General features: G+C 71.3%; 22 protein-coding genes. 6 read left to right on the top strand and 16 right to left on the bottom strand.

Translation table 11 applies throughout. The features are described 5' to 3' along the window. Nucleotides 1–2 precede the first annotated feature (2 nt). The 6 genes from I3V78_RS06145 to I3V78_RS06120 form a co-directional block, all read right to left on the bottom strand. Nucleotides 3–2,201: a patatin-like phospholipase family protein gene (locus I3V78_RS06145; RefSeq protein WP_204485380.1), complete on the bottom strand. Its 2,199-nt coding sequence runs from the start codon at nt 2,199–2,201 to the stop codon at nt 3–5. A gap of 77 nt (nt 2,202–2,278) precedes the next feature. Further along, complete coding sequence (trxA, locus tag I3V78_RS06140; RefSeq protein ID WP_204485379.1) at nt 2,279–2,659, bottom strand: thioredoxin; 381 nt, start codon at nt 2,657–2,659, stop codon at nt 2,279–2,281. Nucleotides 2,660–2,669: 10 nt separating this feature from the next. After that, nucleotides 2,670–2,993, bottom strand: coding sequence for an FKBP-type peptidyl-prolyl cis-trans isomerase (locus tag I3V78_RS06135; RefSeq protein ID WP_204485378.1), 324 nt, complete (start codon nt 2,991–2,993; stop codon nt 2,670–2,672). 144 nt (nt 2,994–3,137) lie between these two features. Then, complete coding sequence (locus I3V78_RS06130) at nt 3,138–4,127, bottom strand: outer membrane protein (protein ID WP_204485377.1); 990 nt, start codon at nt 4,125–4,127, stop codon at nt 3,138–3,140. A gap of 118 nt (nt 4,128–4,245) precedes the next feature. Continuing rightward, a complete protein-coding gene (gene nadE, locus I3V78_RS06125) occupies nt 4,246–6,135 on the bottom strand; it encodes an NAD(+) synthase (RefSeq protein WP_204485376.1) in 1,890 nt (629 codons plus the stop codon). 71 nt (nt 6,136–6,206) lie between these two features. Next, nucleotides 6,207–6,866 (bottom strand): LON peptidase substrate-binding domain-containing protein, encoded by a 660-nt coding sequence (locus tag I3V78_RS06120; protein WP_204485375.1) that lies wholly within the window; start codon nt 6,864–6,866, stop codon nt 6,207–6,209. Nucleotides 6,867–6,993: 127 nt separating this feature from the next. On the opposite strand from I3V78_RS06120, the gene I3V78_RS06115 reads away from it, so the two are divergent. Further along, on the top strand, nt 6,994–7,560 hold the full coding sequence (locus I3V78_RS06115) for a YqaA family protein (RefSeq protein WP_204485374.1): 567 nt from the start codon (nt 6,994–6,996) through the stop codon (nt 7,558–7,560). Between the two features lie 10 nt (nt 7,561–7,570). Here I3V78_RS06115 and I3V78_RS06110 read toward each other — a convergent pair whose 3' ends face one another. From I3V78_RS06110 to I3V78_RS06090, 5 genes are all read right to left on the bottom strand, one after another. Next, entirely contained in the window at nt 7,571–9,943 is a 2,373-nt protein-coding gene (locus I3V78_RS06110) for an ATP-binding protein (RefSeq protein ID WP_338023476.1), read from the bottom strand. A 164-nt stretch (nt 9,944–10,107) separates the two neighbouring features. Then, a complete protein-coding gene (locus I3V78_RS06105; RefSeq protein WP_239576319.1) occupies nt 10,108–10,779 on the bottom strand; it encodes an HAD family hydrolase in 672 nt (223 codons plus the stop codon). A gap of 88 nt (nt 10,780–10,867) precedes the next feature. Beyond that, nucleotides 10,868–11,452: an ExbD/TolR family protein gene (locus I3V78_RS06100; protein WP_204485372.1), complete on the bottom strand. Its 585-nt coding sequence runs from the start codon at nt 11,450–11,452 to the stop codon at nt 10,868–10,870. 12 nt (nt 11,453–11,464) lie between these two features. Then, nucleotides 11,465–11,953 (bottom strand): biopolymer transporter ExbD, encoded by a 489-nt coding sequence (locus tag I3V78_RS06095; RefSeq protein ID WP_204485371.1) that lies wholly within the window; start codon nt 11,951–11,953, stop codon nt 11,465–11,467. 77 nt (nt 11,954–12,030) lie between these two features. Next, complete coding sequence (locus tag I3V78_RS06090; RefSeq protein WP_204485370.1) at nt 12,031–12,774, bottom strand: MotA/TolQ/ExbB proton channel family protein; 744 nt, start codon at nt 12,772–12,774, stop codon at nt 12,031–12,033. Between the two features lie 297 nt (nt 12,775–13,071). On the opposite strand from I3V78_RS06090, the gene I3V78_RS06085 reads away from it, so the two are divergent. Then, nucleotides 13,072–13,872, top strand: coding sequence for a GspE/PulE/PilB domain-containing protein (locus I3V78_RS06085; protein ID WP_204485369.1), 801 nt, complete (start codon nt 13,072–13,074; stop codon nt 13,870–13,872). Between the two features lie 19 nt (nt 13,873–13,891). On the opposite strand, the gene I3V78_RS06080 is transcribed toward I3V78_RS06085, so the two are convergent. From I3V78_RS06080 to I3V78_RS06065, 4 genes are all read right to left on the bottom strand, one after another. Beyond that, complete coding sequence (locus I3V78_RS06080) at nt 13,892–15,676, bottom strand: serine/threonine protein kinase (protein ID WP_204485368.1); 1,785 nt, start codon at nt 15,674–15,676, stop codon at nt 13,892–13,894. Between the two features lie 115 nt (nt 15,677–15,791). After that, a complete protein-coding gene (locus tag I3V78_RS06075) occupies nt 15,792–17,708 on the bottom strand; it encodes a sensor histidine kinase (RefSeq protein ID WP_204485367.1) in 1,917 nt (638 codons plus the stop codon). Further along, nucleotides 17,698–19,674 (bottom strand): PAS domain S-box protein, encoded by a 1,977-nt coding sequence (locus I3V78_RS06070; RefSeq protein ID WP_338023475.1) that lies wholly within the window; start codon nt 19,672–19,674, stop codon nt 17,698–17,700. The genes I3V78_RS06075 and I3V78_RS06070 overlap by 11 nt, the downstream gene beginning before the upstream one ends. A 128-nt stretch (nt 19,675–19,802) precedes the next feature. Next, complete coding sequence (locus I3V78_RS06065; protein WP_204485365.1) at nt 19,803–20,204, bottom strand: hypothetical protein; 402 nt, start codon at nt 20,202–20,204, stop codon at nt 19,803–19,805. 154 nt (nt 20,205–20,358) lie between these two features. Here I3V78_RS06065 and I3V78_RS06060 point away from each other — a divergent pair, with 154 nt between their 5' ends. After that, entirely contained in the window at nt 20,359–21,033 is a 675-nt protein-coding gene (locus I3V78_RS06060) for a dienelactone hydrolase family protein (protein WP_204485364.1), read from the top strand. A 7-nt stretch (nt 21,034–21,040) separates the two neighbouring features. Here I3V78_RS06060 and I3V78_RS06055 read toward each other — a convergent pair whose 3' ends face one another. Continuing rightward, nucleotides 21,041–21,394, bottom strand: coding sequence for a hypothetical protein (locus I3V78_RS06055; RefSeq protein WP_204485363.1), 354 nt, complete (start codon nt 21,392–21,394; stop codon nt 21,041–21,043). A gap of 202 nt (nt 21,395–21,596) precedes the next feature. Here I3V78_RS06055 and I3V78_RS06050 point away from each other — a divergent pair, with 202 nt between their 5' ends. The 3 genes from I3V78_RS06050 (at nt 21,597) to I3V78_RS06040 (ending at nt 24,771) form a co-directional block, all read left to right on the top strand. Next, nucleotides 21,597–22,097: a hypothetical protein gene (locus I3V78_RS06050; RefSeq protein ID WP_204485362.1), complete on the top strand. Its 501-nt coding sequence runs from the start codon at nt 21,597–21,599 to the stop codon at nt 22,095–22,097. 89 nt (nt 22,098–22,186) lie between these two features. After that, complete coding sequence (locus tag I3V78_RS06045) at nt 22,187–23,359, top strand: metallophosphoesterase (RefSeq protein ID WP_204485361.1); 1,173 nt, start codon at nt 22,187–22,189, stop codon at nt 23,357–23,359. Then, nucleotides 23,356–24,771: a DUF1444 domain-containing protein gene (locus tag I3V78_RS06040; RefSeq protein ID WP_204485360.1), complete on the top strand. Its 1,416-nt coding sequence runs from the start codon at nt 23,356–23,358 to the stop codon at nt 24,769–24,771. The genes I3V78_RS06045 and I3V78_RS06040 overlap by 4 nt, the downstream gene beginning before the upstream one ends. The last annotated feature ends 3 nt before the right edge of the window (nt 24,772–24,774 follow it).

Raw genomic sequence — 24,774 nt, 5'->3', positions numbered from 1 at the left:
GCTCAGGGCAGGACGTCGCGCTGGCCGGGACACAGCCCATGCCGCAGGGCGTGGGCCCGGGCCCCGGGACTGGCGGTGAGCCACTCGCGCACCGCCGTCACCTGGGTGGCCAGCGTGGCGCTGTCCGCCGCGTGCCGCAGCCGGGTGGTGTCCTGCTTCGTCAGGGCCCAGCTCAAGGGCGCGGTCTCATTGAACTCGAAGGTGGCTGTGGTGAAGAAGCACGGCTCGGACACGTTGAGCTCGTCCTGCACCACGCTGAGCACCTCGTCGTTGCGAAACGACATGCTCGACTCGCGCGCCCGGAGCACCGCCTCCACCGGAGACGTCAGCCCGCCCCCTCGCGGCGAGTCCTCCAACCACGAGGGCAGCGTGGCGCGCCGGCCGTTGCCCAGGTGATCGCGGATTTGAATCAGCAGCACCCCGGAGGTGCACGTGCGGATCCACTCCCGGTGGGCGTGCAGCCACATGACGGCCAAGTCCACGCCATAGTTGTCGTAGTAGCCCGCGTCCACGATCCGCACCCGGGGCGCGGTGGGCAGGGTGCTCGCCGGGCTCATGAAGGGGAAGGACGCGCTCATGCGCGCCGCGGAGGCCACGGTGAAGCGCGGCTGGGCCTGGGGGAAGAGCTGGAAGAGCTGCACGCTGGAGAGGGACAGCCGGGAGCGCGTCTCCGCCGGGCGCTGGTCGCCCCCATGCTCCACCGTCAGCAGGCTCCCCTCCGACGAGGTGAGCCCCATCAGGTCCAGGTTGCTCACCAGCAGGCGCCGACCGTCCTCCACGATCATCGGCGAGTACACGAGCGAGGGCAGCCACCCGGCGCGCTCCCCGGGCTGGAGGGACGCGAAGGAGCGTCCGAGTCGCCCGTCCGTGAAGTCCACCCAGGCCCGCTCCAAGGAGCGCCCCCGGTCCAACCCGAAGGGCAAGAGCAGCGCGATGGCCGCCGCCGAGAGGCTGTCCCGCTCCATCATCTCCGGCAGGGACTCCGGCCGGGGCAGGCCCTCGCGCTCCAGGCCCGTCACCCAGGTGCCCGCCCCCACCATGCCACCCGAGGCCCCCGTGACCAGGCGCACATAGCGGTGGAAGTCGGGCACGCCCTCGGGGCCCTGGAGCCGCGCGAGCACATGCGCCGTCCACGCCGCGGCGCGAATGCCGCCCCCGCTCGTGGCCACCAGCGCCAGCCGGGGCCGGGCCTCCCCACCGCCGCAGCGCGCCTCCACCGTCGGCGGGGCCTCGTCCGGCGTGCGCCACGGCGCCCCCGCGGGCGGCGCCTCCCACATGCCCGCGAGCCAGGCGTCGAGCACCGCCTCGTCGCCCAGCAGCCCCGCCTCGGCGGGCGGCTTCAGGCTCGAGACGGCGTAGGCGGGCGTGTGGGGCTGGGTCAGCTCGTCGTAGACGGAGATGTCCGCGCAGGCGCGCCCGAAGAACAACACCGCCGTGCCCACCAAGAGGACGGAGCCCAGGTAGCGCTCGGCGAAGAAGAAGCGCAGGGCCCCATAGGAGGCGCCCACCAGGCCCATGGCCACGCAGATGACCACCGCGGGTGACACCCACCCCGGGTAGCCGGTGATCGCCACGGTCAGCGCCACCACCAGGTAGCCGGCCACGAAGAGCCCCAAGAGCCACGCCTGCAACACGTGCAGCACCACGATGTGGGTGGGCCGACGGCGGAACAGCAGCGCCCGGATGCGCCGCAGCCGACGGTGCGAGGACCAGCCCGTCGTGCTCCAGCGCTGCAGGGCCTCGGTGCCCCGGGTGATGAGCACCATGGTGCCCAGCGCCGCCAGGATTCCGAAGAGGAAGGCGAAGTGCCGTCGGGTGAAGCCCGGCACGCTCAACACGGCGAGCAGCACGGGGTAGATGCCCGTGCGGAACAGGTACCACCCCAACGTGGGGGGCTGTCCGGCGCGCTTCACGCCTCGCGCGGCCAGGGCCCAGGACTCGTCCGCGTCGAGCAGATAGCCGACGAAGCACAACTGGCCGAGCACCATCGCCGCCATGAACCCCGCGACGAACGTCACCCGGGGCACGTCATGGAAGAAGAGGCTCGAGAGGCCCAGCACGTCGAACGTGCCCCACACCAGGCACAGCACCAGGAGCTGGAGCACGAGCAGCAACGGACTGCGGCTCAACCACTCGAGGAAAGGACGCAGGGGCTGAGCCGTCCTGCCTCGCCACCAGTCGCGCACCCGGGCCCACGTCATGCGCCGAGCCTGCCCCAGAACGGCCCCGCGTGCATCGGGGTTGAGGCGGGTCTCGCCCCGCCCCCGGGTCCGTCAGGTCAGGCCTGAGGCTCCTTGGCGGCCCGCTGCGCCTCGACTTCCTTGCGCACCGTGTCCATGTCCAGCGCCCGCACCTGCTTGATGAGGTCGTCCAGGGCCGGAGCCGGCAGCGCCCCGGGCTGGTTGAACAGCATGATGCCGTCGCGGAAGACCATGAGCGTGGGGATGGAGCGGATCTCGAACGCACCGGACAGCTCGGGCTGCGCGTCCGTGTCGATCTTCCCGAAGACGATGTCCGCGTGGGTGCCCGCCGCCTTCTCGAAGGTGGGCGCGAAGGCGCGGCAGGGACCACACCAGGCCGCCCACCAGTCGAGAATGACGATGCCCTGCTTGGACACCATGTCCTTGAAATTGTCCTTGGTGATTTCTTGAGTGGCCATGGGTGTCCTCCTAACGGACGTCCAGCAGTTCCACCTCGAAAACGAGCGTGGAGTTGGGCGGAATGACCGGCGGGTAACCCCGGGCCCCATAGCCCAGCTCCGGCGGGATGGTGAGCTTGCGCACCCCGCCCACCTTCATGCCGGCCACGCCCTGGTCCCACCCCTGGATGACCTGACCGGCCCCCAGGCGGAAGGTGAAGCCCTGACCGCGATCCCGGCTGCTGTCGAACTTCGCGCCCGTGGTGAGCGTGCCCACGTAGTGCACCGTCACCGACTTGCCCGCCGTGGCCTCGGCCCCGGTGCCCACCTTCGTGTCCTCGGTCTTCAAGCTCATGTGCCTGCTCCTGGAGAAAAGGCGCCCACCTTAATGCCCGGGCTCGCCTCACGCCGCATGGGAACCGGCGAAAAAGACGCGGCGCGATGCTCGAGTGGAGCACCGCGCCGCGGAGTGTCCTGCCCTCGTCAGTCCGGGAGAGGCCTAGAAGGTACCGCCCAGGTTGATGGTGCCCGTGTAGCGGCCCGTCCACGTGTCCGCGGCCACCGGCGCGAAGTCGTTGTTCACGAGGAAGTTGTAGTTGATGCGGGCGTCGGCGGTGAAATCACCGATGTGCGTGCGCAGACCGCCACCCACCGGCACGTTGGCGTTGGTGTCGCTGCGGAAGCCCAGCGCGTCGCCGTTGCGGACGTTGTAGCGGTTCAGGCCGATGCCGCCCAGCACGTAGGGCTGCACGGGGCTGGCCGTCAGGCCGAGCGTCAGGGCCGCCTGGCCACCGTTGCGGATGATGTCCGGGCCGCTGCCGCCCGCGTCCTCACGCAGGTTGTTCACCGCGCCGGAGTAGCCCACCTCGATGCCGAGCACCTTCGAGGGCTTGAGCGCCGCCGTCACGCCGAGCGCCGCGCCGGGACGCACCTCGGGAGCCAGACCGCCGGTGTAGCCCTCGACGCCGCCGCCGATGAGCACCGTGAGGCCGCGCATGTCACCCTTGCGCTGGCCCTGATCCTTGGGCGCCTTCTCCTTGTCCGTCTCGCGCCACCGCTCGCTCTCCTTCACGTCGTAGCCGGAGCCCCCGATGGCGGCCCGCTCGTCGAAGTCGCGCTGGAGCGACGAGTGCTCATGCTCGTGCAGCGGCGGGGGAGGAGGCGGCAGCGGCGCCTGCTCCTGGAAGCCCGCGCCGCCCGTGCCTTGGACCGGCGTGCAGAACAGGGTCTGGCCCTGGGCCGCGGGCGCGCCCGGCGGCGGAGGCTTCACGGCCGGGGCGACCGCCTGGCCCGAGCCCCCAATCCCCACCTGGTCGGGCGGCAGGATGCGCGAGTCCCCGAGCTCCTTGTGCTGGAAGTCCGCGCCGTTCATTCCGTCCGGCGACGCCTGCAAATCCCCCTGCTGCTGCTTCATCACGTCATCACCGGCCAGGGCGGCGCCGCTGTAGAAAATCGCCGTCACGAGCCCCGCCAGAATCTTGCCTTTCATCCGAACCTCCAACCGTCGTGTGGGTGACGGGAAGTTCGTTCCGGGCTGGACACGCGGCAAGGCTCCGCGGGTCCCCCGGAAGGCAGGTCGCCTCCCCTCTCGGGAGGCATGCGGCCACTCAGCCGCGCGTCCAATCGCTGCTGGTGACGACCGGCAGTTGCAGGGCGCGCTCGCGATCCAGGTCCAGGTTGCCGATGTGCAGGGAGAGCGGCGCCTGCACCCACTTGTAGATGGACTGGAGGAAGAGGCGGCTGAACTTCTCCACGTAGCCCCGGAGCCGTTCGGGCTCCACCTGGGGGAACATGGCCGCGAGCGCGTCGAACATCTCCGCGGGCACGAGCTTCTCGCCCGCGAAGAGGAAGAAGCACGCGTCGAGGATGGGAAAGGGCATCAGCTCCTCCTCGCCCACCTGGTTGTGCGCCAGCTCCGGCCCGGCCGGCTTGGCCAGCACCTTGCGGATGCCCTCGTAGCCGGTCTGCTCGAGCAGGTAGTCCAAGAGGAACATGACCACCGTCTTGGGCACGTTGGCGATGACGGCGAGCGCGCCCATCAGGTCCCCGCCGATGGTGGTGTAGCCCACGGCGCGCTCGCTCATGTTGCCCGTCTGCAGGAACAGGCCGCTGCTCGAGTTGGACCAGTTCCACATGCGCTGGGCGCGCAGCCGCGCCTGGATGTTCTGCTCGGTGATGGGCGTCACCTCGCCGCCGGCGAGCATGGTGCGCGCGATCTCCAACTCCCGGTCGAACGCCTCCTCGATGGGCACCACCTGGAAGGGCACGCCCAGGTCGCGCGCGATGCTCTCCGCGGCATCGCGCGTGGCGTCGCTGGAGTAGCGGCTGGGCATGTAGAAGGCGCGCAGGAGGCTGCCGGGGTCCTCGGGCCGGGCGCGTTTGGCGTAGCGGTGCGCCACGAGCAGCGTGAGCAGCGAGTCCCGGCCGCCGGACAGCGCGATGCCAATCACCTTGAAGGCGCGCGTCTTCTCGAAGTAGTCGCCCACGCCCAGGCTCAGCGCGTCGAGGATGTCCTCGCACAGCGCCACGCGGGCGGTGCGGCGCGTGTCGGGCGAGGGCAGGAAGAAGCTGCCGTGCGAGGGCACGGGGTAGCGCAGGCCCTCGCGCCGGGTAGTGACCACCGGGGTGCAGTCGAGGACGGGCACGCGCGTGCCGTGCGCGTTCACCCAGGACTCGTGGTCACTCCGCCAGGTGGTGTTCTCCGTGCGCAGGCGCAGCGTGCGGTCCAGGTCCACCACCGCCGTGGCGTAGCCCTCCCGGAAGCGCGTCTCCTCGGCCACGGGCTTGCCGTTCTGGTTGATGTAGCCGCCGCCGTCGAAGATGAGGCCGTCGTTGCTGCCCAGCGCGTTGGAGTAGGCGATGGTGCACTGGAAGTCGGCCGCGCGCGTGGCGATCTGCTCGCGGCGCGTGTCCGACTGCCCCACCCGGAAGGGCGAGGCGGACAGGTTCACCACCACCTCCGCGCCCGAGTAGGTGCGCCGGCGCATGGGCCCATCCGGGCTCCAGATGTCCTCGCACACCTCGGCGGCGAGCACGCCGAAGTCGAAGCGGAAGAGGAAGTCGCCCAGGGGGACGCCCCGGTAGGACTCGTTCATGCCGGGCGTGCCGCGCGAGAACGTGCGCCCGTCGTAGAAGACGCCGTAGGTGGGCAGCTTCTCCTTGGGGATGAGCCCCAGCACCCGGCCGCCCGCGACGATGGCCGCGCAGTTGTAGCGCAGGCCCTGGTGCGCCACCGCCACGCCGATCACGAACACGGTGGGCAAGGCGGCCGTCTCCCGGGCGAAGCGCTCGAGCTGGGGCCACTGGTTCTCCACGAAGCCGCGCCACTGCACCAGGTCCTCGGGGGGATAGCCCCCGATGAGCGCTTCCTGGAAGACGCCCAGGGTGACGTCCTCGGCGGCCATCTTGCGCGCCTGCTCCAGCGCGCGGTCCACGTTGCGGGCGAAGGCGCCCACGGTGACATTGACGCTGGCCAGCCCCATCTTCACGAGCCGCATGGAACGCTTTCCTCCCGGGCGAGACGTTGAGGCGCGCTAGCAGACGCCCCCCACGTTCCGGGTGCAAGCGCCTAATTCAGCGGACCCACCGGCTTGACCGGACTCAAACGCGCGACGAGCTCGCCCACGTCCTCCATCACCGCCGCCAGGCGCAGGCCCACGTCCAGCTCGCACAGCAATTCCTGGCGCCGCTCGGGCTCGGGCACGATCGCCGCGGCCACCACGTCCGCCAGCGCCCCACCCCGCGAGCGCGCCGCCACGGGCAGCAGGTTCTCCGCGAACGAGGCGGGCACCCGCCCCGCCAGGTCGAACACCGCCTGCCGCAGCCGCTCCTCCCCGGGCCCCTGGTAGGCCGGATCCGGCAGCAGTTGCACCCGCACCTGGCGGTAGGACGCGTGGGCCGGCAGCTCCTCGAGCAGCCGGGCACGGCAGACCCCCTGCAGGAGGATGTTGTAGCGGCCGTCGGGCAGCTCCTCGTGCCAGATGATGAGGCCCGCGCACATCATGGGCTGCATGGGTGGCCGCTCGCCGTACTGGCCCTCCCAGCCGGACTCGAGCTGGGCGAGCGCCATCACCTTGTCGCCCGCCAGCGCGTCCTTCACGAGCGCCCGGTAGCGCGGCTCGAAGATGTGCAGGGGCAGGACGGCATGCGGGAAGAGGACCGCGGAGGGCAGCGGGAAGACCTTCAGCGCCTGGGAGGTGAGCTCGATGCGTTCGAGGGCCGTCGTCATGACCGGGCACCGTACCCGCTTCGGCCCGTGGGGCGGAAGTCGCTCCGCCCCGAGGCGTCAGCCAGGCGTCGCTCGGGGGACGGACGGCTGCCAAAGTCCCGACTTTCCGCTAGGGTCCGCGCCCTCGATGAACCCATCCCCGCCCGTGGCCGTCCCTCCCGAGAAGCTCTCCTGGTACCGCCGGCTGTACCTGCGGGTGGAGGCCCTCGCCTCCACGCGCTACGCCGTGATCGCGCTCATCGTCGTGTCGGTGATCGACGCCTCGGTGTTCCCCGTGCCGCCCTTCGTGCTGCTCGTGCCCATGGTGCTCGCCCAGCCGCGCCGGTGGCTGCCGTACTCGCTGGCCGGCACCGTGGCGAGCATCCTCGGCGGCTTTCTCGGCTACTACCTGGGCACGCTCATCCACCAGGGCGCCCTGACGTTCCTGGACATCAACCTGGATGCGCGCATCGAGCGCTTCGGCGTCAACGCCACCGTGGGCGAGCTGCTGGGGCAGAACTTCTGGGTGCTCGCGCTCTTGTGCTCGGTGCTGCCCACGCCCTTCAAGGTGGTGGCCATTGGCAGCGGCATGGTGGCGGTGCCGCTGGATCGCTTCTTCCTCGCGGCGGTGCTGGGCCGCTCGGCGCGCTTTCTCGCCGTGGGCGGGGTGATGCGCTTCTTCGGGCCCACCGCGCGCAAGTGGCTGCGCGTGTGAGCCCGGGCGCTCAGGCCGCCGTGGAGGTGGCCAGCGCCTCGTCGATGGTGGCCAGCAGCTCGTCCGGCCGCACGGGCTTCTCCAGGATGCGGTTGCGCACCGAGCGCACGAAGTCGCGCGTGGCCTGGGTGTAGGCCCCGCCGGAGATGAACACCAGGCGCTCGAGCAGCTCGGGCGCGTGCGCGGTCAGGTGCGAGTAGACGTCCATGCCCGTCGTGCCCGGCATCTGCAAATCACACAGCACCAGATCGAAGCGCTGACCGGCGCTCACCCACGCCAGCGCCTCGGCGCCGCGCGTGGTGACCACCACGTCGTGCGAGGGCTCGATGAGCATGCGCATGGACTGGGCCAGGCGCGGCTCGTCGTCGATGACGAGGATGCGCCGGCGCCGCGGGGACTCGGCCACGTGGGCCGCCGCCTCGTCGGCCTCCGGGGCCACCATGTCCGTGGGCGGGGCCGCGGGCAGCACGAGCGTGAAGACGCTGCCCTTGCCCTGCTCGCTGCGCACCTGGAGCTCGCCGCCGTGGGACTGGACGATCTGCTGGCAGATGGCGAGTCCCAGGCCGGTGCCCTCCCCCGAGGGCTTCGTGGTGAAGAAGGGATCGAAGATGCGCTCGAGGACATGGGGGGCCATGCCGCAGCCCGTGTCGGAGATCTCCACCAGGGCGCGGCCGAGCGAGTCCACGCCCGTGCGCACGCGCACCTCGTGCCGATCGGGGTGGCCCTCGGGGATGGACTGCAGGGCGTTGACGAGGAGGTTGAGCAGCACCTGCCCGAGCCGGGACTCATTGGCGGACACCAGGGGCGGCGAGCCGAAGTCCTCCACCAGCCGGGCCCGGGCCCGCACGGCATGCGCCGCCATGCGCAGCGCGGGCACCACGACCTCATTGACGTCCAGCATCTCCCGCTCCTCACCTTCCTGCCGGCTGAAGACCTTCAGGTCCCGGGCGATGACCCGGATCCGCTCGGCGCCCTCGCGGACACACTCCAGACGGGTTCTCGCCTCCATCATGTGCTCGGGGCCTTTCTTGAGACTGCGCATGGCGCCCTCCAGGTTCAGCAGCAGGTAGGCCAGGGGGTTGTTGATTTCGTGTCCCACGCCCGCGGCGAGCGTGCCCACCGCGGCGATGCGCTCGGCCGAGACGAGCTGCGCCTGCAGCCGCTTCTGCGTGGTGATGTCGCGGTGGGTGGACACGAGGAAGGTGCTGGCGCCCCCCGCGGACCGCACGAACGACAGCTGCATCTGGCTGTACACCCGCGAGCCATCGCGGTGGGTCATCACCACCTCGGCCTGCAGGGGCGTGCGCTCGCGCAGCGCGTCCGCCAGGCGCTCGCGCAGCGCGGGGTCCAGCGTGTCCCCCCAGAGCGCGAAGGGCGATTGGCCCAGGAGCTCCTCGATGCGCCAGCCGCCCATCTCCAGCAGGGAGGCATTGGCGAACACGAGCCGGGGCTCGCGCCCCGGGAGCTGCTCGGCGACGAGCACGCCCTCCTGCACGCCCTTGAGCGCGGTGGTGAGCACTTCCAGCTGGGTATGGGACAGGCCCCGCTCGGCGCGGGCCGCCAGCAGCAGCAGGCCCCCGAAGGCGGCGATGACGAGGAAGAGCCGGGGCTCGAGCAGCCTGCCCGCCCCCGCCACGCTGGTGAACACCGCGGCGGGCTCGGGCACCCGCGTCCACGCGGAGGCCCCCGCGAACAGCACGAGGCAGCACGCCGCCAGCCGGGAGCCAAACCGCCAGGCCACCCAGACCCCCACGGGCAGCAGGAAGAACACCCACGTGGACAGGTAGACGGGCGTCTGGGAACGGGCGAGCAGCGCGCCGCCGCACATGGCGAAGGTGATGAACGCGAGCACCAGTCCCTCGCGACCCGAGGGCTCCGGCCGACGCTGGGCGCACCACATCAACACCGAGCCCACGCCGAGCACCCCCAGCGTCCGCCCCAGCCACTCGACCCCCAGGGCCATGCCCCCCGCGGCCCAGCCGCCGGAGGCGCCGAGCGCGCCGCTCAACACCCCGCCGAGCACCCCGCCCAACACGCCCACCGAGGGGCTCGCGGCGGCGACCAGGGCCAGGCCCCACACGTCCCGGACGCGGGAGAGCGCGGCGGAGAACCCCCACCGCTTCAACAACCAGGCGCCCAGGAGCGCCGACAGGGTGTCGCCCGTGGCGACGAGGAGCACCGCGGCGGGCGACAGGGACGAGGACACCGCCTGGACGAGCACGGAGGCCACGAAGAGGGCGGGCCAGCGCGCGGGCCCCAGGCGGTACAGGCCCGCGAGCGCCACGCCCGCGGAGACGCAGACCACGCTCGCCCCGCCGGACAGGGCCGCCTGCGTCAGGCTCAGCCACGTGGACGCGAGATACACGAGCGCGAGCGCGAGCACCTCGGCGAGTTCACCCGGCCCGGAGGCGCCAGGGCGGTCGAGCGACTGTGCTTGCGTCGAAATGGCGGAGCCCCCCCACATACGCCAGCGATTGGACGCTCGCGCGGTCAGTCCATGTTAACCGGGCCGATGCGTCTGAGAAAACGTGAAACGTGAATTGCTGTTCATCTATCCAACACAGCGGGCACGAGGGCGCCGAGCAGCGCCTGGACCGTGGGGGCGACCACCTGTGCACCATGCGACACGAGCTCCTCGGCGTCCCGGAAACCCCAGCTCACGCCCACCGCCACCATGCCCGCGGCGCGCGCGGTGTCCACGTCCACCGCCGTGTCCCCGATGAACGCGCATTCAGCGGGCGCCACGCCCAGCTCCGCCGCCACGCCGAGCGCCGCGGTGGGATCGGGCTTGCGCGGCACGCCCGCGCGCTCGCCGTACACCGCCGCGAAGGGCACCTGGGGAAACAGCGCGGTCACGAGCGCGCGGGTGGCCGCGTCGGGCTTGTTGCTCAACACGGCCAGCTTCACCCCCTCGGCCTGGAGCCGGGCGAGCAGCTCGGGGATGCCGACGAAGGGGCGGGTGTGGTCGAGCATGTGCTCGGCGTAGCGGGCGCGGTAGGAGGCGACCACGGCCGCGTGCGCGTCCTCCCGGCCCGGCGGCAGCGCCCGGGACACGAGCACGCTCACGCCCTCGCCCACGAACGAGCGGCAGGCCTCGAGCGGATGCGGGGGCAGGCCGTGCGTGACGAGCGCGTGGTTGAGCGCCGCGCCGATGTCGTGCAGCGAGTCCAGCAGCGTTCCATCCAGATCGAAGATCGCGGCGCGAGGAGGCAGGGTCATGCCTCCCCGCAAACACCAACGCCCCGGCCCGGACAAGTCCGAGGCACGGGGCGCGGTGATTTTTCCGGACCCTGGGGGCCGGTGACGGCTACGGGGTGGCGGCCGCGGTGGACTCACCCGGCGCGCCGGCCTCGCCCTTCTGCAGCGTGGCGAAGTTGATGTTGTTGTAGCCCGCGCTGGCGCAGCTGAACATCACGCGCTTGATGATGGAGAACTCCACGTCCTTGTGACCCTGGATGTTCACGTCACCCTTGAAGGCGTTGGTGTTGCCGTCGGCCATGGCGTGGAGGTCCTCGAACTGCTTCTTCATGTCCCGCAGCTTCTCCTCCAGCGCGGGAATGTTGAGGTACTCCTCCTTGACCAGGTCCTGCACGCGGCCCACCACGTTGCCGGAAATGGAGACCTCGTCGCCGGACACCATGACGACCGGGTTCATCTCCACTTCCTTGACGTTGACCGCCTCGGGCAGCTGGATGTCCTTGGTCATCATCAGCACCTCGCCCGTCGCCGAGAAGTTGGCGATGAGGAAGAGCACGATGATCACGAACATGTCCACCAGCGGGGTGATGAGCACGTCGGCGTTGCCGCTCTTGTGCCCATGCGTGCCGTGGCCGAACACCTTGGAGTGCTGCAGCCGCTTGCAATAGCGCTTTCCGGGAGCCTTGATGGCCATGCGTCCGCCTTCCTATACGCCCACGATGGCGGACACGGAGACCTGGGGCAGTCCCGCGCCGATGCATTGATCGATGATCCGGACCAGGTCCTCGTAGCGGACCTTGTCGTCGGTCTGCAGCGTGATGGCCGACTGATCCGGGAACGTCGACTTGATTTCCTTGAAGCGCAGGAGCAACGGCGCCAGGTCCAGCTTGCCGTTGGCCCCACGCTTGGCCTCGATGGCCGGATAATCACTCTGGTCCGCCACGAGCTTGAGCTCCGTGGGGGTCACGAACAGGGTGAGCAGGACCGTCTTGGTCTGCTCCTCCTGCTTCTGCTCCTCCTCGGTGGCGGGGCCTCCGGCCTGCGCCACCTGGAGGCGGCCGATCTGTGTCCAGACCGCCGTCATGATGAGGAAGCTGATGGTCACCGCCATCAGGTCGATAAAGGGGGTGAGGTTGATGGCAACGTCGAGCGACTTCTTGCCTTTGCCTCCCCCCAGGTCCATTCCGCCGGCCATGGGGCTCTCCTTTCAAGAGGGGGCGCGCTACCGCGACAGACACCGCGCCCCCTGTTCTGGTTCTCGTGAGAGGAGAACTACTCTTCGTCCCGGCCCGCCGACACCGCGACGGTGGCGTTCTTGAACTTGTCGCGGTTGTTGACGATCAGGTTGAGCACCGCGACGCTCGTCTCGTTGATGTCGTTCACGATGGACGTGGCGCGGCCGGAGAGGATGGAGAAGGCCACGACGGCGGGGATCGCCGTGAGCAGCCCGAAGCCCGTGCAGTTCATGGCTTCCGAGATGCCGTTGGCGAGAATGGTCGCCTTGTCGGCCGGGTTCACGTTCGCCACCGCCTCGAAGCAGGCGATCAGACCGGACACCGTTCCGAGCAGACCGGCGAGCATCGCCGCGTTGCCGAGCATGGCCAGGTAGCCCGTGCGCGCCTCGATGCGGGGCGTCTCGCGCAGGCTGGCCTCGTCGAGCGCCGCCTGGACCTCCTCCTCGCCCTTGGGCACGTTCATGAGGCCCGCCTTGATGACCTCCGTCAGCGGGGTCTTCTTCTGGCCGGACACGTAGTTGATGGCCTTGTCCAGGTCACCCGCGTAGATGTGCTTCTTGAGGCCGCGCAGGAACGCGTCCTTGTTGATGGACGCCTTGCCGAAGAGCACGATGCCGCGCTCGATCATGATGGCCAGCGCGAACACCAGGCAGACGGCGATGGGGTACATACCCCACTGACCCGCCTCCCAGCGCTTGGCCACTTCCTCGAAAAACGAGCGCTCCGCACCGTGGCCGGTGTTGGCGAGGATGGTCAGATTCGTCACGAAACCCAGGTTCATCGCTTATGGCCTCCAAAAAGGGGCGGACCCGGCATGGCGGGTCTTCACCATCCGGGCAGCCCCCCTGCGACCTTCCGCACGGGGCCCTGGCCGGGATTGGCATTCATGGACGCCGGACTTTAGGAACGGCTCTTGAATAGTGTCAAGGCATGGCCTGCTCTCTTAGTTGCTGAAATCTCACGGGAATTTTGCGATTGGACATTGGCCGCACGGCAGGTCGGATGGCGAACGGACAGGGTTTGACGCACCGGGTCGGGGGCTTGACGTGGCGTCCGGGGTAGGACTAAGGCGGCGCCCATGGCCCGAAAGCGGATCGGTGAGTTGCTCCTGGAGCGGGGGGCGATCAGCGTGGCCCAGTTGGACGCGGCCTTGCAGGCCCAGCAGCGCACCCGGCAGCGTCTGGGCGCGACCCTGGTGGCCCAGGGCGCCATCACCGAGAAGACCCTGGCCCATGCGCTGAGCGAGGCCCTGGGCGTGCCGGTGATGGACCTGAACAACCGTCCCCCGGACTGGGGCGCCATCCACCTGGTGCGCGCGCGCTTCTGCGAGCAGCACGACCTGTTTCCGGTGTCCCTGGAAAATGCCGGCGGGCGCAAGCTGCTGGTGGTGGCCATGGCGGACCCGCTCGACTCGGCAGCCCTGCAGGAGTTGGAGTTCACCACCGGACTCAAGGTGAACGCGCGCGTGGCGCCCCTGTCCGCCGTGCGCGCCGCCCTCCAGCGCTACTACCACCGGCCCGCCCCCACCCCCGCGCCCCTGGCGCCGGCCATCCCCGAGGCGGACGCCGAGGACGTGGAGGAGATCATCGTCGGCGAGGAGCTGCCTCCCGGGGAGATGACCCGGCGCGTCACCCTGGAGCAGCTCATCCAGGAGCGCGAGAAGCGCCAGCGGCTCAAGCGCGGCCAGTCCCGGCCCGCCACGGGGGACGTCAGCGCGGACCTGGACTCGCTGTTCGGCGACACGCGGACGGCGACCGCCGCGGAGCCGGTGGAGGAGCTGGAACGCAAGTTCTGGGCCCTCATGCGCATCATGGCGCGCAAGGGCCTGCTCACCAACGAGGAGTTCACGCGCGAGCTGGACGACGAGTCCAACTCCTGAGCGCGGCGGGTGAGCGCGGCTAGCGCCGCAGGTCCAGTTGGTAGACCTGGGGGGCGCTGCCCAGGACGCGGTAGGCGCGCTCCTCGCGGCGCGTGCCGTGCTGGGGGTGGATGAAGGTGAGGGCGTGGGTGCCCTCGTAGACCTCGATGGGCGGCAGGGGCGTGACGCCCAGGGGCTTGCCATCCAGCAGCACGGTGGTGGCGTCGGGCCGCACGTAGAACAGGATGGAGCCCTTGGCCACGGTGACGCGCACGGGCGGATTGCGGCCCGCGCCGAGCTCCACCGTGTGCCGCGTGGAGAACGCGCCCTCGGGGTCGAAGACCTCCACGTCCACGGCGCCCGGCGGCAGACCCCACACGAGCCGAGGCGTCCACCCCCAGACCCGGCCATTCACGCGGACCTGACCCCTCAGGTTGGACTCGATGCGGACCGAGGCGCTCGCCGCCGCGCGGGACCTCCGGCCGGGCAACACCCGGCCCTGGACCTCGCCCAGGGACTCGGAGGACAGCCCCGCCTGCTCCAGCGGGGTGGCCTCTGGCGCGGGGACGGCGGAGCCCTCGGGGGAGGAGGGCGGCGCGAGGGCGCGCGTGCGGGATGCCTCGTGCGGGCGCACGGACCGGTCGCTCCGCGGCCCGGCGCCTCCGGCGTGGAGCCAGCCCCAGAGACCCAGGCCCGTCAGCGCCAGACCGCCCACGCCCCCCAGGGCCAGACGCCACGCCCGGGGCTGTCGGCCCGGGGCCACGCGGGGCACGCGCGCGGCGGAGCGCACGGGCGGCCGTGGCTCCGGCGGCGGGGGCACGGCCCAGGGCATCACGGCGATCTGCGTCAGGGACGGTTTGGAGGGCGCGGGCGCGACCCGCGTCTCGGCCGGGGGCGTGCTGGGACGGACGGTGGGACCGGCCAGCGGGGCCATCCACTGGGCGAGCTGGAAGGACCCGACGGGCTCTCCCTGGGTCCCCAGGTAGCGCTCCAGGTCCTGGTGCAGCTCGCGGCACGTCGCGTAGCGGGCCTCCCGGTCCTTGGCGAGGGCGCGCTCGAGGATGCGCTGGAGCGCGACGGGCACATCCGCGCGGTGCGTGGTCACCGGCGGGAGCGGCTGGGAGACGATGGCGCGCAGCAGGCCCGCGTCGCTCTCGGCCGCGAAGGGCTTGCGGCCCCCCAGCAGCTCGTAGAACACCATGCCCAGGGCGAACAGGTCCGCGCGCGCGTCGAGGGGACGCCCCTGGATCTGCTCAGGCGGCATGTACGCCACCTTGCCCTTGAGCCGCCCCGCTTCCGTCCCGGCGCCCTGGCTGGACACCTTGACGACGCCGAAGTCCACCACCTTCACCACGCCGCTCCAGGACACCAGGATGTTGTCGGGGCTGATGTCCCGGTGGACCAGGCCCATGGGCTTGCCCGTGGCGGGATCCACGAAGCCGTGGGCATGGGCGAGGCCCTCGCACACCTGCGCGATGATGCGGGCGCACAGCGCGAAGGGCGGCCGCCGTCCCGCCGCGTGCGCCCGCTTGAGCAGCACGCGCAGGTTGAGCCCGTCCACGTACTCCATGGCGAGGAAGTAGGCGCCGTCCGCCTCGCCGAAGTCGAAGGTCTGGCCCAGGTGGGGGTGGTCCAGCAGCGCGGCGACCTTCGCCTCGGCCAGGAACATGCGGGTGAAGGCGGGGTCCTCGGCCAGGTGGGGCAGCACGCGCTTGATCACCACCGTCTTCTGGAAGCCCATGGGCCCCTCGGCGCGGGCGAGGAACACCTCCGCCATGCCACCCGAGGCGAGCTTGCGCACCAGTTCGTACCGGCCCAGCTTCATCGCGAAGACGGCTCCTTGCCGAGGCCGAGGGGTCGGCTCGACCGCCCGAACACGCCTGGGAGCGTTGGGCATTCCGCACGCCCCGCACGAGCGGACGGCCGAGCGAGCCCCTGACTCAGTCCGCGAGGGGCAGGCGCACGGTGAAGGTGGTGCCCTGGCCCTTCTCGCTCGCGACCTCGAGCCGTCCGCCGTGCTTCTCCACGATGCGCTGCACGATGGACAGGCCGAGGCCCGTGCCCCGCCCCTCCGTCTTGGTGGTGAAGAAGGGCTCGAAGATGCGCGAGAGGTGCTCCGGGTCGATGCCGCTGCCCGTGTCCGTCACCCACACCACGGCCTCGCGGCCCTCGGCGCGGGTGCGCAGGGACATCTGCCCCCCGGGCTGCATCGCATGGCACGCGTTGGTGATGAGGTTGACGAACACCTGCTCCAGGTTGGCCGGCACCGCGGACAGGGGCGGCACCTCGCCGTAGTCGCGCGCCACGGACACCCGGGTCTGCGACACCACGTGCTCGCAGAAGCCCACCGCCTTGTCGAGCAGCGCGTTGAGCAGGACCCGTTCGGGCTTGTTCTTCGACGGCCGCGCGTAGGAGGTGAGGTCGCGCGTGAAGCGCAGGATGCGCTGGCCGTTCTCCAAAATCTTCCGGAGCTTCTCCGCGTCGCCACTGGCCGCGCCGCCCACCGGCACCATGCGCTGGAGCATGGCGTCCGCGTACGTCACCACCGCCGTCATGGGGTTGTTGATTTCATGCGCCACGCTCGCGGCGAGCTGGCCCAGGGACGCGAGCTTCTCCGCGTGGATGATGCGCTGCTCGAGCTGCGCCACCACCGTCACGTCCTGGCCAATGGCCATGACGCCCTCCACCTCGCCCTGGGGCGTGAGCGTCGTGGACGTGGCGAAGGACACCCGCGCCTCGCCCGTGCGCGTGCGCAGCCGCAGCTCGAAGTTGGGCACCTGCTCGCCCCTCAGCGACGCCCAGAGGGCGGGCCCCATGCGCAGGTGCTCGTCGCGGTGCACCACGAAGCCCACGTCCTTGCCCAGCACCTCCTCCTTGCTGAAGCCCGTGAGGCGGCTGATGGCCTGGTTGAAGACCACGATCTTCCCCTCGCGGTTGGACACCACGATGAGGGCGTTGGCCTTCTCCAGCAGATCCTCCAGGTACTTGCGCACGAACGTCAGCTCGTCGATGAGCTTGGCGTTCTTCACCGCCACCGCCACCTGGTTGGCCAGCTGCACGAGCACCCGCTCGTCCTGGAAGTAGGTGGACTCGCCTCGGCGGGGCGCCGTGTACTCCAGGTTGATGGCGCCATAGAGCTGACCGCTCGCCACCAGCGGCGCGCTCACCCCGTCCACGCTGCCCTCGAAGAGCAAGGGCACCCGGGGCGCCACCACCACCCCCGCGGGCAGGCTCGCCACCGACAGGTGCAGCTTCTCCGTCGCGCTGCGCTTGAGCACCAGCGGCTCGCGCGAGCCTTCCTTGAGCCGCCCCTCCGCGTAGAGGCTCGTGAGCACGCCGGTGCGCGCGTCCGTGATGCGGATGCAAAAGGCGCGGCCCGGAAACAGCTCCTTGACCCCGCGCGCCACCGCCGCCACCAGCTCCTCCTCGCTGCCCGCCTCCGCCACGCTGCGGCTCAGGTCCAGCAGCACGCCCTCGGTGCGCGCCTGCTCGAGCAGGGCCTGCTCCACCATCACCAGGTGGCCCCGGATGTTGTCCGACGCGTGCCGGCCCACCACCGACACGCAGTCGCCCCGCCGGGACAGCTCCACCAACACCGAGCCGCCCTGGGGCAGCATCACCTCCAGCTCGCGCGTGCCCCAGTCATCGGGCACCGCCGCCAGGTCCAGCCCCTCGAGCAGCTGGTCCACCGACAGGCCATGGTCGAAGCAGAAGCGCGTGAAGGCGGGGTTGCCCGCACGCAGGCGCAGCTCCAGGTCACACAGCGCCGCGGGCACCTCCACCAGGTCGAAGAAGGTCCGGAAGTCCTCGGCGGACGGCTCCGAGGGGGCACTCAAGCGGCGGGACTCAGTCGTCATGAGAGCTCGCCTTGTCGAGGTCCAGGATCTGCTGCGTGCCCACGTAGGTCTTCGTCTCGAAGCGGGTGATGCGACCAATCTTGCGCACGATCTCCGCCATGCGCTCGGCCTCGCGGTAGATGATGTCCACGGGCTTGTAGGCGGCGTCCTCCTCGCGCAGCTTGCGCTTGAGCAGCTCCGCGTAGCCCATCACCGAGGTGAGCGGCTGGTTGAGTTCGTGCGCGGCGGTGCCCGCCAGGGCGACGATGACGGCGCTCTTCTCGCTCTCCTCCAGGCGGTTCTCCACGTCCGACAGCTTGCGCTCCAGCTCCATGCGGTCGCGCAGGTCGGTGAAGATGCCCACGCTGGCCACCTCCCGGCCGCCCTCGTAGACGATGGAGGCCGTCATGTTCACCGGAACGCGCTGGCCCTCCTTGTGGATGACCTCCTGGCGGTTGACCCCGAGCCGGCCCCGGCCCCCGGAGTCCGGAGCGCGCAGCTGACGCATGATCTGCCGCGCCACGCCCGCGGGGTAGAGCGTGTCCACGTGCAGCCCGCCGAGCGCCTGGGGCGCGCCGTAGCCGAAGAGCGCCTCGGCCCCCTTGTTGAAGAGGATGATGCGGCCCTGCATGTCCGCGGCGACGATGGCGTCCACCGAGGAGTCGATGAGGCGCTCGAGGAAGTCCTTGGTGTGGCGCAGCTCGTCGGCGAGGTGGCGGGCCTGGGTGACGTCCCGGAAGGACAGGATGATGGCGCGCAGTCCGTCCTCCAGCGGCGCCGCCGAGAAGCTCAGCGTGACGCGGCGGCCCCCGGGCGTGCGCACCATCAAGTCCACGTCCGAGCGCGACTCCCCCCGCCGGGCCGAGGTGACCAGCTCCATCAACACCGTCTCGTCCACCGGCTGGGCCAGGTCCACCAGGTGCTGGCCGGTGGCGGCCTCCGACGTCGTCTCCAGGATGGACTCGCCCGAGGGGTTGAGGCTGAGCACGCACGCGCGGTCATCGAGGATGGCCACGCCCTCGCGCAGGTTGGCGAAGAAGAGGTGGTAGGTCTCCAGCGACGCGGCCTTGGCCTCGGCGGCGATGCGCGCGGAGATCTCCTTCTCGTTCTGTCCGCGCACCAGTTGCAGCAGCGAGGCGTTGCGCAGGGCCACGGCCGTGGCGTGCGCCACCGTGTGCAGGAAGTCGATCTCGTGGGCCGCGAAGGTGCGCCGGTCCCCGCCCGCGGCGCGCAGCAGCAGCACCCCGCGCACCTCCCCCGCGATGTGCAGCGGCAGGGCCACGAGCGTATGGATGCCCCGCGCGGCCACCTCGCTCTGCACGCCCTCGAGCAGCGGATGGTGGGAGGCATCCTCCACGAGCACGATGCGGCCGGTGCGCACCGCCTCGCGCACCTCCGGGTAGCGCTCCAGCTCGAGGGGGGTGTCCTGGGTGCCCGAGGTGTCGCTGGCGGCCACCACCCGGGCGCTCTCCATGCCCCGGTCCACCACCACCAGCGCCGCCCGGTTGATGCCCAGGCGCTCGGCGAGCCGGCGGGTGACGTCGTGCAGGAGCGCCTCCACGTTCAGGTGCTCGGCGTAGTCCGCGGTGAGCTCCACCAGGAGCGACAGGTCCTGCTGACGGCGCCACAGCTCCTGGCGCTTGTGGTGGCGCTCGGTGACGCGCTTGAGCCGCCAGCCCAGCTCACACGAGCGCAGGCCCCCGCTCATCACCTCCGCGGGCTGCAGGGCGTCCAGGGTGAGGAAGATGGACTCGGAGGGCTCCACCATGACGAGCAGCGAGAGCGAGGCCCCCTGGGAGGTGGCCATCAGCGCGCCGAGCGCGGCGGAGCCGCCGGGGTGGGTCAAATCCACGACCGCGATGGAGGCCTCGTCCAGGCGCTCCACCACCCGGACTCCGGCCCGCTCCGCCGTGAACAGGAGCGGCTCGCGCGCGGAGGAGGCCGCGGGAACAAGGAGAACGCCAAGGCAAGGCTCAGGGGCGGACACGCGGCCGACTCTACCCTGGCTCCCGCGCGGGCGGCAGTTACGCGCCCGCCAGCGTCCAGAAACGCGAAACGCCCCGGCTCCCATCGAGCCGAGGCGTCCCCCGCGTTCCCGTCATGTCCCTCGGGGCGCTAGCCCCGGCCGTGGTGGTGGCGGGGGAAGGAGACCCACACCCACTCCTGGTAGGCCTCCGTGTAGCCCGGCACCCACTGCTGCTCGTAGCGGCCCGGCTCACAGCGCTGGGCGCCGCGGCGGCCCACCGGCTGGCAGCGCTCGGGGATCCACACCCGCTCGTAGCGGCCCGGCACCTGACGCTCCACCGTGCGCAGCTCGTAGCGGCCATCCCGGCGCGTGGTGTGCGGCCGGGGCGGGGGCGGCGCGTGGTGCCGACCGCGTCCCGCCGGAGCCTGGATCTGCGTCACCGGCGCGGCGTCGTGGTGCGACCCGCGGGCGAAGTCCTGGGCCTGGGCGGCCACGGGGATGAAGAGCAGTGCGGAGAAAGCCAGAGCGAAGAAGCCGGTCTTGAGCGCCATTGTCGTGTCCTCCCAATCGTTCTTGCTCCTTCTGACGAGGCCCCCCGCCATTCATTCAATCCCCAACGGGATTTCCCCACCCCACCCCGCGTCCAGCACCGGTCCCGCTAGGGTGCGCGTCGGCAACCCGACCCCAGACCCCCGGAGCGGACACATGGCACACGAGGCGAAGCTGAGCGGCGCGAACGGACACGCGTTCCCCGGGTATTTGAAGGAGCCCGAGGGCGGTAAGAGCCGGGGCGCCGTGGTGGTCATCCACGAGTTCTGGGGCCTGACGGACCAGGTGCGCGGCGTGGCGGACCGGCTGGCGCGCGAGGGCTTCACGGCGTTCGCGCCGGACCTCTACCAGGGCCAGGTGACCACGGACGCCGACAAGGCCCTGCAGTTGATGCAGGCGCTGGACATGAAGAAGGCCGCCCGGGAGCTCGCCCAGGCCGCCGAGGCCCTGCGCCAGCGCGCCCCGGGCACCCGCGTCGCGGTGCTGGGCTTCTGCATGGGCGGCGCCCTGGCGCTCGCGGCCGCGGCCACGGACGATACCTTCGCGGCCGCCGTGCCCTTCTACGGCATTCCGCCCGAGCAGGTGGCGGACGTGAGCCGCATCCGCTGCCCCGTGCTCGGGCACTTCGCGACCCAGGACGATTGGTGCACCCCCGAGCGCGTGGACGCCCTGGAGAAGACGCTCCAGGCCGCCCAGGTGCCCGCGCGCCTGCACCGCTATGACGCGAACCACGCCTTCGCCAACGAGCGGCGGCCCGAGGTCTACTCGCCCGCGAACGCCGAGCAGGCGTGGAAGCGCTCCATCGAGTTCCTCCACGAGAAGCTCGGCTGAGCCCGGCTCACTCCGGCTTCACGGCCTCGAAGGCGTAGCCCGTGGCGCCCGCCGGCAGGAAGACCTCCACCAGGGGGTTTTCCTGCAACAGGTGGGGCGTCACCGGCAGCTTCACGAGGCCCTGGGCATCACTCACGGAGGCCGAGCGGCCCTGGCTCGTCCCCAGGTACACCTTCACGCCGGGCAGCGGCCGGTTCGTTCCGGGCTCCACCAGGCGCAGCGTCACGTCCTCGTGGTTGCGCGCCTGCACGGGCGCGAGGTTGCTCACGTCCGGCGGCAGGATCTGCCGGTAGTTCGGGCGCAGGGCACAAGCGGACAGCAATCCAGCGGACAGCACGGCGAGGGACATCCAACGGCGCATGTGATGCTCCATCCAGGCAGGCGGGGGCACGAGGGAGGCGCAGCATAGCGGTCGGCAAGGGGCAGCCAAGTCCCGGCATGCCTCCCTGGATGCCCGGCCTCCAGTGGAACCCCGCCCCCTGCCTCCCGGGGGGAGACGTCCCATGTTCAACGCAGCTGGTTCCACGCGGGGGAATTCCACCCCCAGTCCGGGAGGACAACGCATGCCCGAGATCATCGAGTCCCCGAATGGCCCGCTGTCGGTCCGGCGTGACGTCATCGTCACGCCCCCCGACGCGCCCCTGCCCAACGCCCGCTTCACCTACGTGGACGACTCGCCCGTCATCGTGCGCGCCGGAGGCGACGTGCCCCTCGAGAACCGCGGCCTCGTCATCGCGGTGATGAGCATGGTGGCCATCAGCTTCCTCACCTTCTGGGTGCCCCTGTTCGGCGCGCTGCTGGCGGGCGCGGTGGGTGGCTTCTTCGCCCGGCGCTGGGGACGCGCCTTCACCGCGGCGGCCGTCGCCTCCGTGGCCGTGCCCGCGATGCTCTTCGTCCTCAACGGCTTCAAGCCCGGCGGCAGCATGGCCTTCCTGCTGGGCCTGACGTTCGCGCAGTGGATCGTCATGCACGTGGTCAGCCTCTTCGTGGGCGCGGCCACGGGCGTGTACTCGCGGCCCCTGTCCGAGCGCGGTCTGCCGGAGAAGCCCCTCACCGACGCGTAGTCCTCAAGCGGGGAGTCCTCAACGCAAACCCTTCCGCCCCGCCCCGGAGCCCTTCCGCAGGTGCTCCCGGGCGGGCGTAGGATGCGGGCGTGAGTTCTCCCCGCATCGAGGCCGCCCTCCGACTCGCCGAAGCCGCCGCTCTCCGGGACCCCTTCTCCCTGCCTCCCGATGGACGGCCGCGCACGCGCCACGTCGCCATCGGAGATCCCCAGGCGGACATCACCCGCTTCCTCGCCCTCCTCGACCGCCATGGCCTGCTCGCGCCGGACGGGTTGCTCGCGCCCGAGGTGCGGCTCGTCTCCGTGGGCGACCACTTCGACTGGGGCAAGGCGCCCGAGCGCGAGGCCGTGGCCACGAGCGCGGTGCGGCTGCTGGCCTGGATGGCCTCGCACCCGGCGGATCAACTCCTGCCCCTGCTCGGCAACCATGACCTGAGCCGCGTGAGCGAGCTGGCCGGCTTCACCGATGCGCGCTTCGCCGCGGCCCAGCGGGAAGCGGATCGCATCTACCGGGGCGAGGCCACGGACGCGGCCGAGGAGCGGGACTTCCTCGCGCGCCATCCCGACGTGCCCAACGTGGAACTCATCGCCCGGGACTTCAGCACCTTTCGCGAGGTACAGCGCGACTGGGTGGCGCACCTGCTGCGCGCGGGACGCTTCCGCGCCGCCCACGCCGCCTCCGAGCGGTGGCTCGTCCTGCACGCGGGCGTGACCCGGGAGGACCTCCGCGCCCTGGGCCTGCCCGAGGACCGCCAGGGCCACGCGCCCTCGGTGGCGGAGGCGCTCAACGGCGCCCTCGACGCGGCCGTGCGCGCCTGGGACGGACACGGCCCCTTCACCGTTCCCCACCTGCACCACCCCGGCACGGCCGACTACGGCGAAGGCCGCGGCATCTTCTACCAACGCCCCAGCCTCTTGCCCGAGGAGGCCCCCCTGCGCGCCCTCACGCCCCGCCGCCGCTTCGATCCGCGCCGCCTTCCGCCGGGCCTCGTCCAGGTGGTGGGCCACACGCGGGACAAGCGCTGTCGGGAGCTGCTCGCCCTGCCTCCCGGCGCCCATGACGGCGTGCTGCGCCACCTCGTCACGGACGGCACCACCGTCGACTACCAACTCGGGCCCCCCGGGGACACCGACCCCACCCGGGCGGTGCTCGTCTTCACGGACGGAGGCATGCGCGAGTCGCCCCTGGACTCGTTCGAGCTGCTCGACCTCGACACCGGCCGCGCGGCCCGGCCCGTGGCGGAGCGGGGAGCCCGGACATGAGCCGAGCCCCGTGGATGAGCGCCTGGGTGCTGCTCGGCATGCTCGGTGGGAGCGGCTGCGCGACGCCCGTCCGCCCCGTGATTCAGCAGGCCCCCGCCCCGCCCGCTCCGGTCGAGGCCGAGCAGGCCCGGCGCACCGAGGCCCGACTCGCCGAGCACGTCGACGGCGAGGCCCCGGCGACCCCCGACGAGGCCGTGCGGGACCGTGACGCGTTCGCCCAGCAGGCGCTCACGGCCCTGCGGGACGCGGGCGAGCAGCGTGAGATCCGCTACGACTCGGAGCACTTCCTCCTCGAGCTGGGCACGGCGGAGGACGCCCGCACGCTGCCACTGTCCGACTTCTTCGACGAGTACCTCGATGCCAGCACGCCCGAGCAACGCATGGACGTGCTGCGGCGGCTCGCGCAGGTGCGCTTCAGCCCCTCGGTGCCCGAGTCCTTCTCCGTGGCCCGTCCCAAGCTGATGCCCGTGGTGCGCGGCCGGGCCTTCTTCGAGAAGATGTGGCTGTTGATGGGCCGGGACAGTCCCCAGCAGGCCCCGGCGTCCTTCAAGGCCGTGGGCGGCCACCTCGCCGTGGGGCTCGCCCTCGACAGCGTGGACACGCTGCGCTACCTCGGGCCGGAGGAGCTCGGCCGCTGGGGCGTGTCCTTCAGCCAGGCGCTCGCCATCGCCGAGGAGAACCTGCGCCAGCGCAGCACGGGGCCCCTCGAGTCGCTCGCGCCCGGCACCTGTCAGTCCCCGTGGAACGACACCTATGGCGCGTCCCGGCTGGTGCTCGACGAGGTGGTGCGCCGCTGCCCGGTGAAGGGCGCGCCCGTGGTGATGGTGCCCCACCGCGATCTGCTGCTCATCACCGGCGCGGAGGACGAGGACGGCCTGCGCCTCGTGGGCGCGCGGGCCTTGAAGGCCATCCTCACCCCGCGAGGCGTGGACGGCCGGGCCCTGCGGCGCACGCCCCAGGGGTGGGTGCCCTTCATGCCCGAGCGGCTCAGCGAGGCGTGGGCGGACTTCCGCAAGCTGGAGCTCTTCACCCAGGCGCGCGACTACGACGAGCAGTTGCAGCAGCTCGAGAAGCACCACACCCGCACGGGGGAGGCGCGCTTCGTGGCGACCTTCACGCCCTATCAAGACGAGCGGGGCCGCAGCCTGAGCTACGCCGTGTGGCAGAAGGGCCTGACGACGCTGCTGCCGCGCACCGAGGTCATCTTCTTCATGGACCCCTCGCGCGGCCAGGGCGACCGCCCCGTCGGCATCGCGCGCTGGGAGGACGTGGTGGGCCGGGACAACGGCCTGCTCGAGCCCGTTCCCGGCCTCTACCCCGAGCGCTACCTCACCCGGGACTTCCCCACCGAGGCCCAGCTCGCCGGGTGGCAGAACGACCCCGGCGACCTGTTCGACGAGCGAGAGCCGTGAGGC

The sequence above is a fragment of the Archangium primigenium genome, assembly GCF_016904885.1.
GTDB classification, from domain to species: domain Bacteria; phylum Myxococcota; class Myxococcia; order Myxococcales; family Myxococcaceae; genus Cystobacter; species Cystobacter primigenius.
This window is presented reverse-complemented; position numbering and strand designations above follow the sequence as displayed.

Bases quoted from the DNA above. Each gene is read 5' to 3' on its own strand.
- I3V78_RS06145 (WP_204485380.1), bottom strand. From the start codon at position 2,201: ATGACGTGGGCCCGGGTGCGCGACTGGTGGCGAGGCAGGACGGCTCAG.
- trxA (WP_204485379.1), bottom strand. From the start codon at position 2,659: ATGGCCACTCAAGAAATCACCAAGGACAATTTCAAGGACATGGTGTCC.
- I3V78_RS06135 (WP_204485378.1), bottom strand. From the start codon at position 2,993: ATGAGCTTGAAGACCGAGGACACGAAGGTGGGCACCGGGGCCGAGGCC.
- I3V78_RS06130 (WP_204485377.1), bottom strand. From the start codon at position 4,127: ATGAAAGGCAAGATTCTGGCGGGGCTCGTGACGGCGATTTTCTACAGC.
- nadE (WP_204485376.1), bottom strand. From the start codon at position 6,135: ATGCGGCTCGTGAAGATGGGGCTGGCCAGCGTCAATGTCACCGTGGGC.
- I3V78_RS06120 (WP_204485375.1), bottom strand. From the start codon at position 6,866: ATGACGACGGCCCTCGAACGCATCGAGCTCACCTCCCAGGCGCTGAAG.
- I3V78_RS06115 (WP_204485374.1), top strand. From the start codon at position 6,994: ATGAACCCATCCCCGCCCGTGGCCGTCCCTCCCGAGAAGCTCTCCTGG.
- I3V78_RS06105 (WP_239576319.1), bottom strand. From the start codon at position 10,779: ATGACCCTGCCTCCTCGCGCCGCGATCTTCGATCTGGATGGAACGCTG.
- I3V78_RS06100 (WP_204485372.1), bottom strand. From the start codon at position 11,452: ATGGCCATCAAGGCTCCCGGAAAGCGCTATTGCAAGCGGCTGCAGCAC.
- I3V78_RS06095 (WP_204485371.1), bottom strand. From the start codon at position 11,953: ATGGCCGGCGGAATGGACCTGGGGGGAGGCAAAGGCAAGAAGTCGCTC.
- I3V78_RS06090 (WP_204485370.1), bottom strand. From the start codon at position 12,774: ATGAACCTGGGTTTCGTGACGAATCTGACCATCCTCGCCAACACCGGC.
- I3V78_RS06085 (WP_204485369.1), top strand. From the start codon at position 13,072: ATGGCCCGAAAGCGGATCGGTGAGTTGCTCCTGGAGCGGGGGGCGATC.
- I3V78_RS06080 (WP_204485368.1), bottom strand. From the start codon at position 15,676: ATGAAGCTGGGCCGGTACGAACTGGTGCGCAAGCTCGCCTCGGGTGGC.
- I3V78_RS06075 (WP_204485367.1), bottom strand. From the start codon at position 17,708: ATGACGACTGAGTCCCGCCGCTTGAGTGCCCCCTCGGAGCCGTCCGCC.
- I3V78_RS06065 (WP_204485365.1), bottom strand. From the start codon at position 20,204: ATGGCGCTCAAGACCGGCTTCTTCGCTCTGGCTTTCTCCGCACTGCTC.
- I3V78_RS06060 (WP_204485364.1), top strand. From the start codon at position 20,359: ATGGCACACGAGGCGAAGCTGAGCGGCGCGAACGGACACGCGTTCCCC.
- I3V78_RS06055 (WP_204485363.1), bottom strand. From the start codon at position 21,394: ATGCGCCGTTGGATGTCCCTCGCCGTGCTGTCCGCTGGATTGCTGTCC.
- I3V78_RS06050 (WP_204485362.1), top strand. From the start codon at position 21,597: ATGCCCGAGATCATCGAGTCCCCGAATGGCCCGCTGTCGGTCCGGCGT.
- I3V78_RS06040 (WP_204485360.1), top strand. From the start codon at position 23,356: ATGAGCCGAGCCCCGTGGATGAGCGCCTGGGTGCTGCTCGGCATGCTC.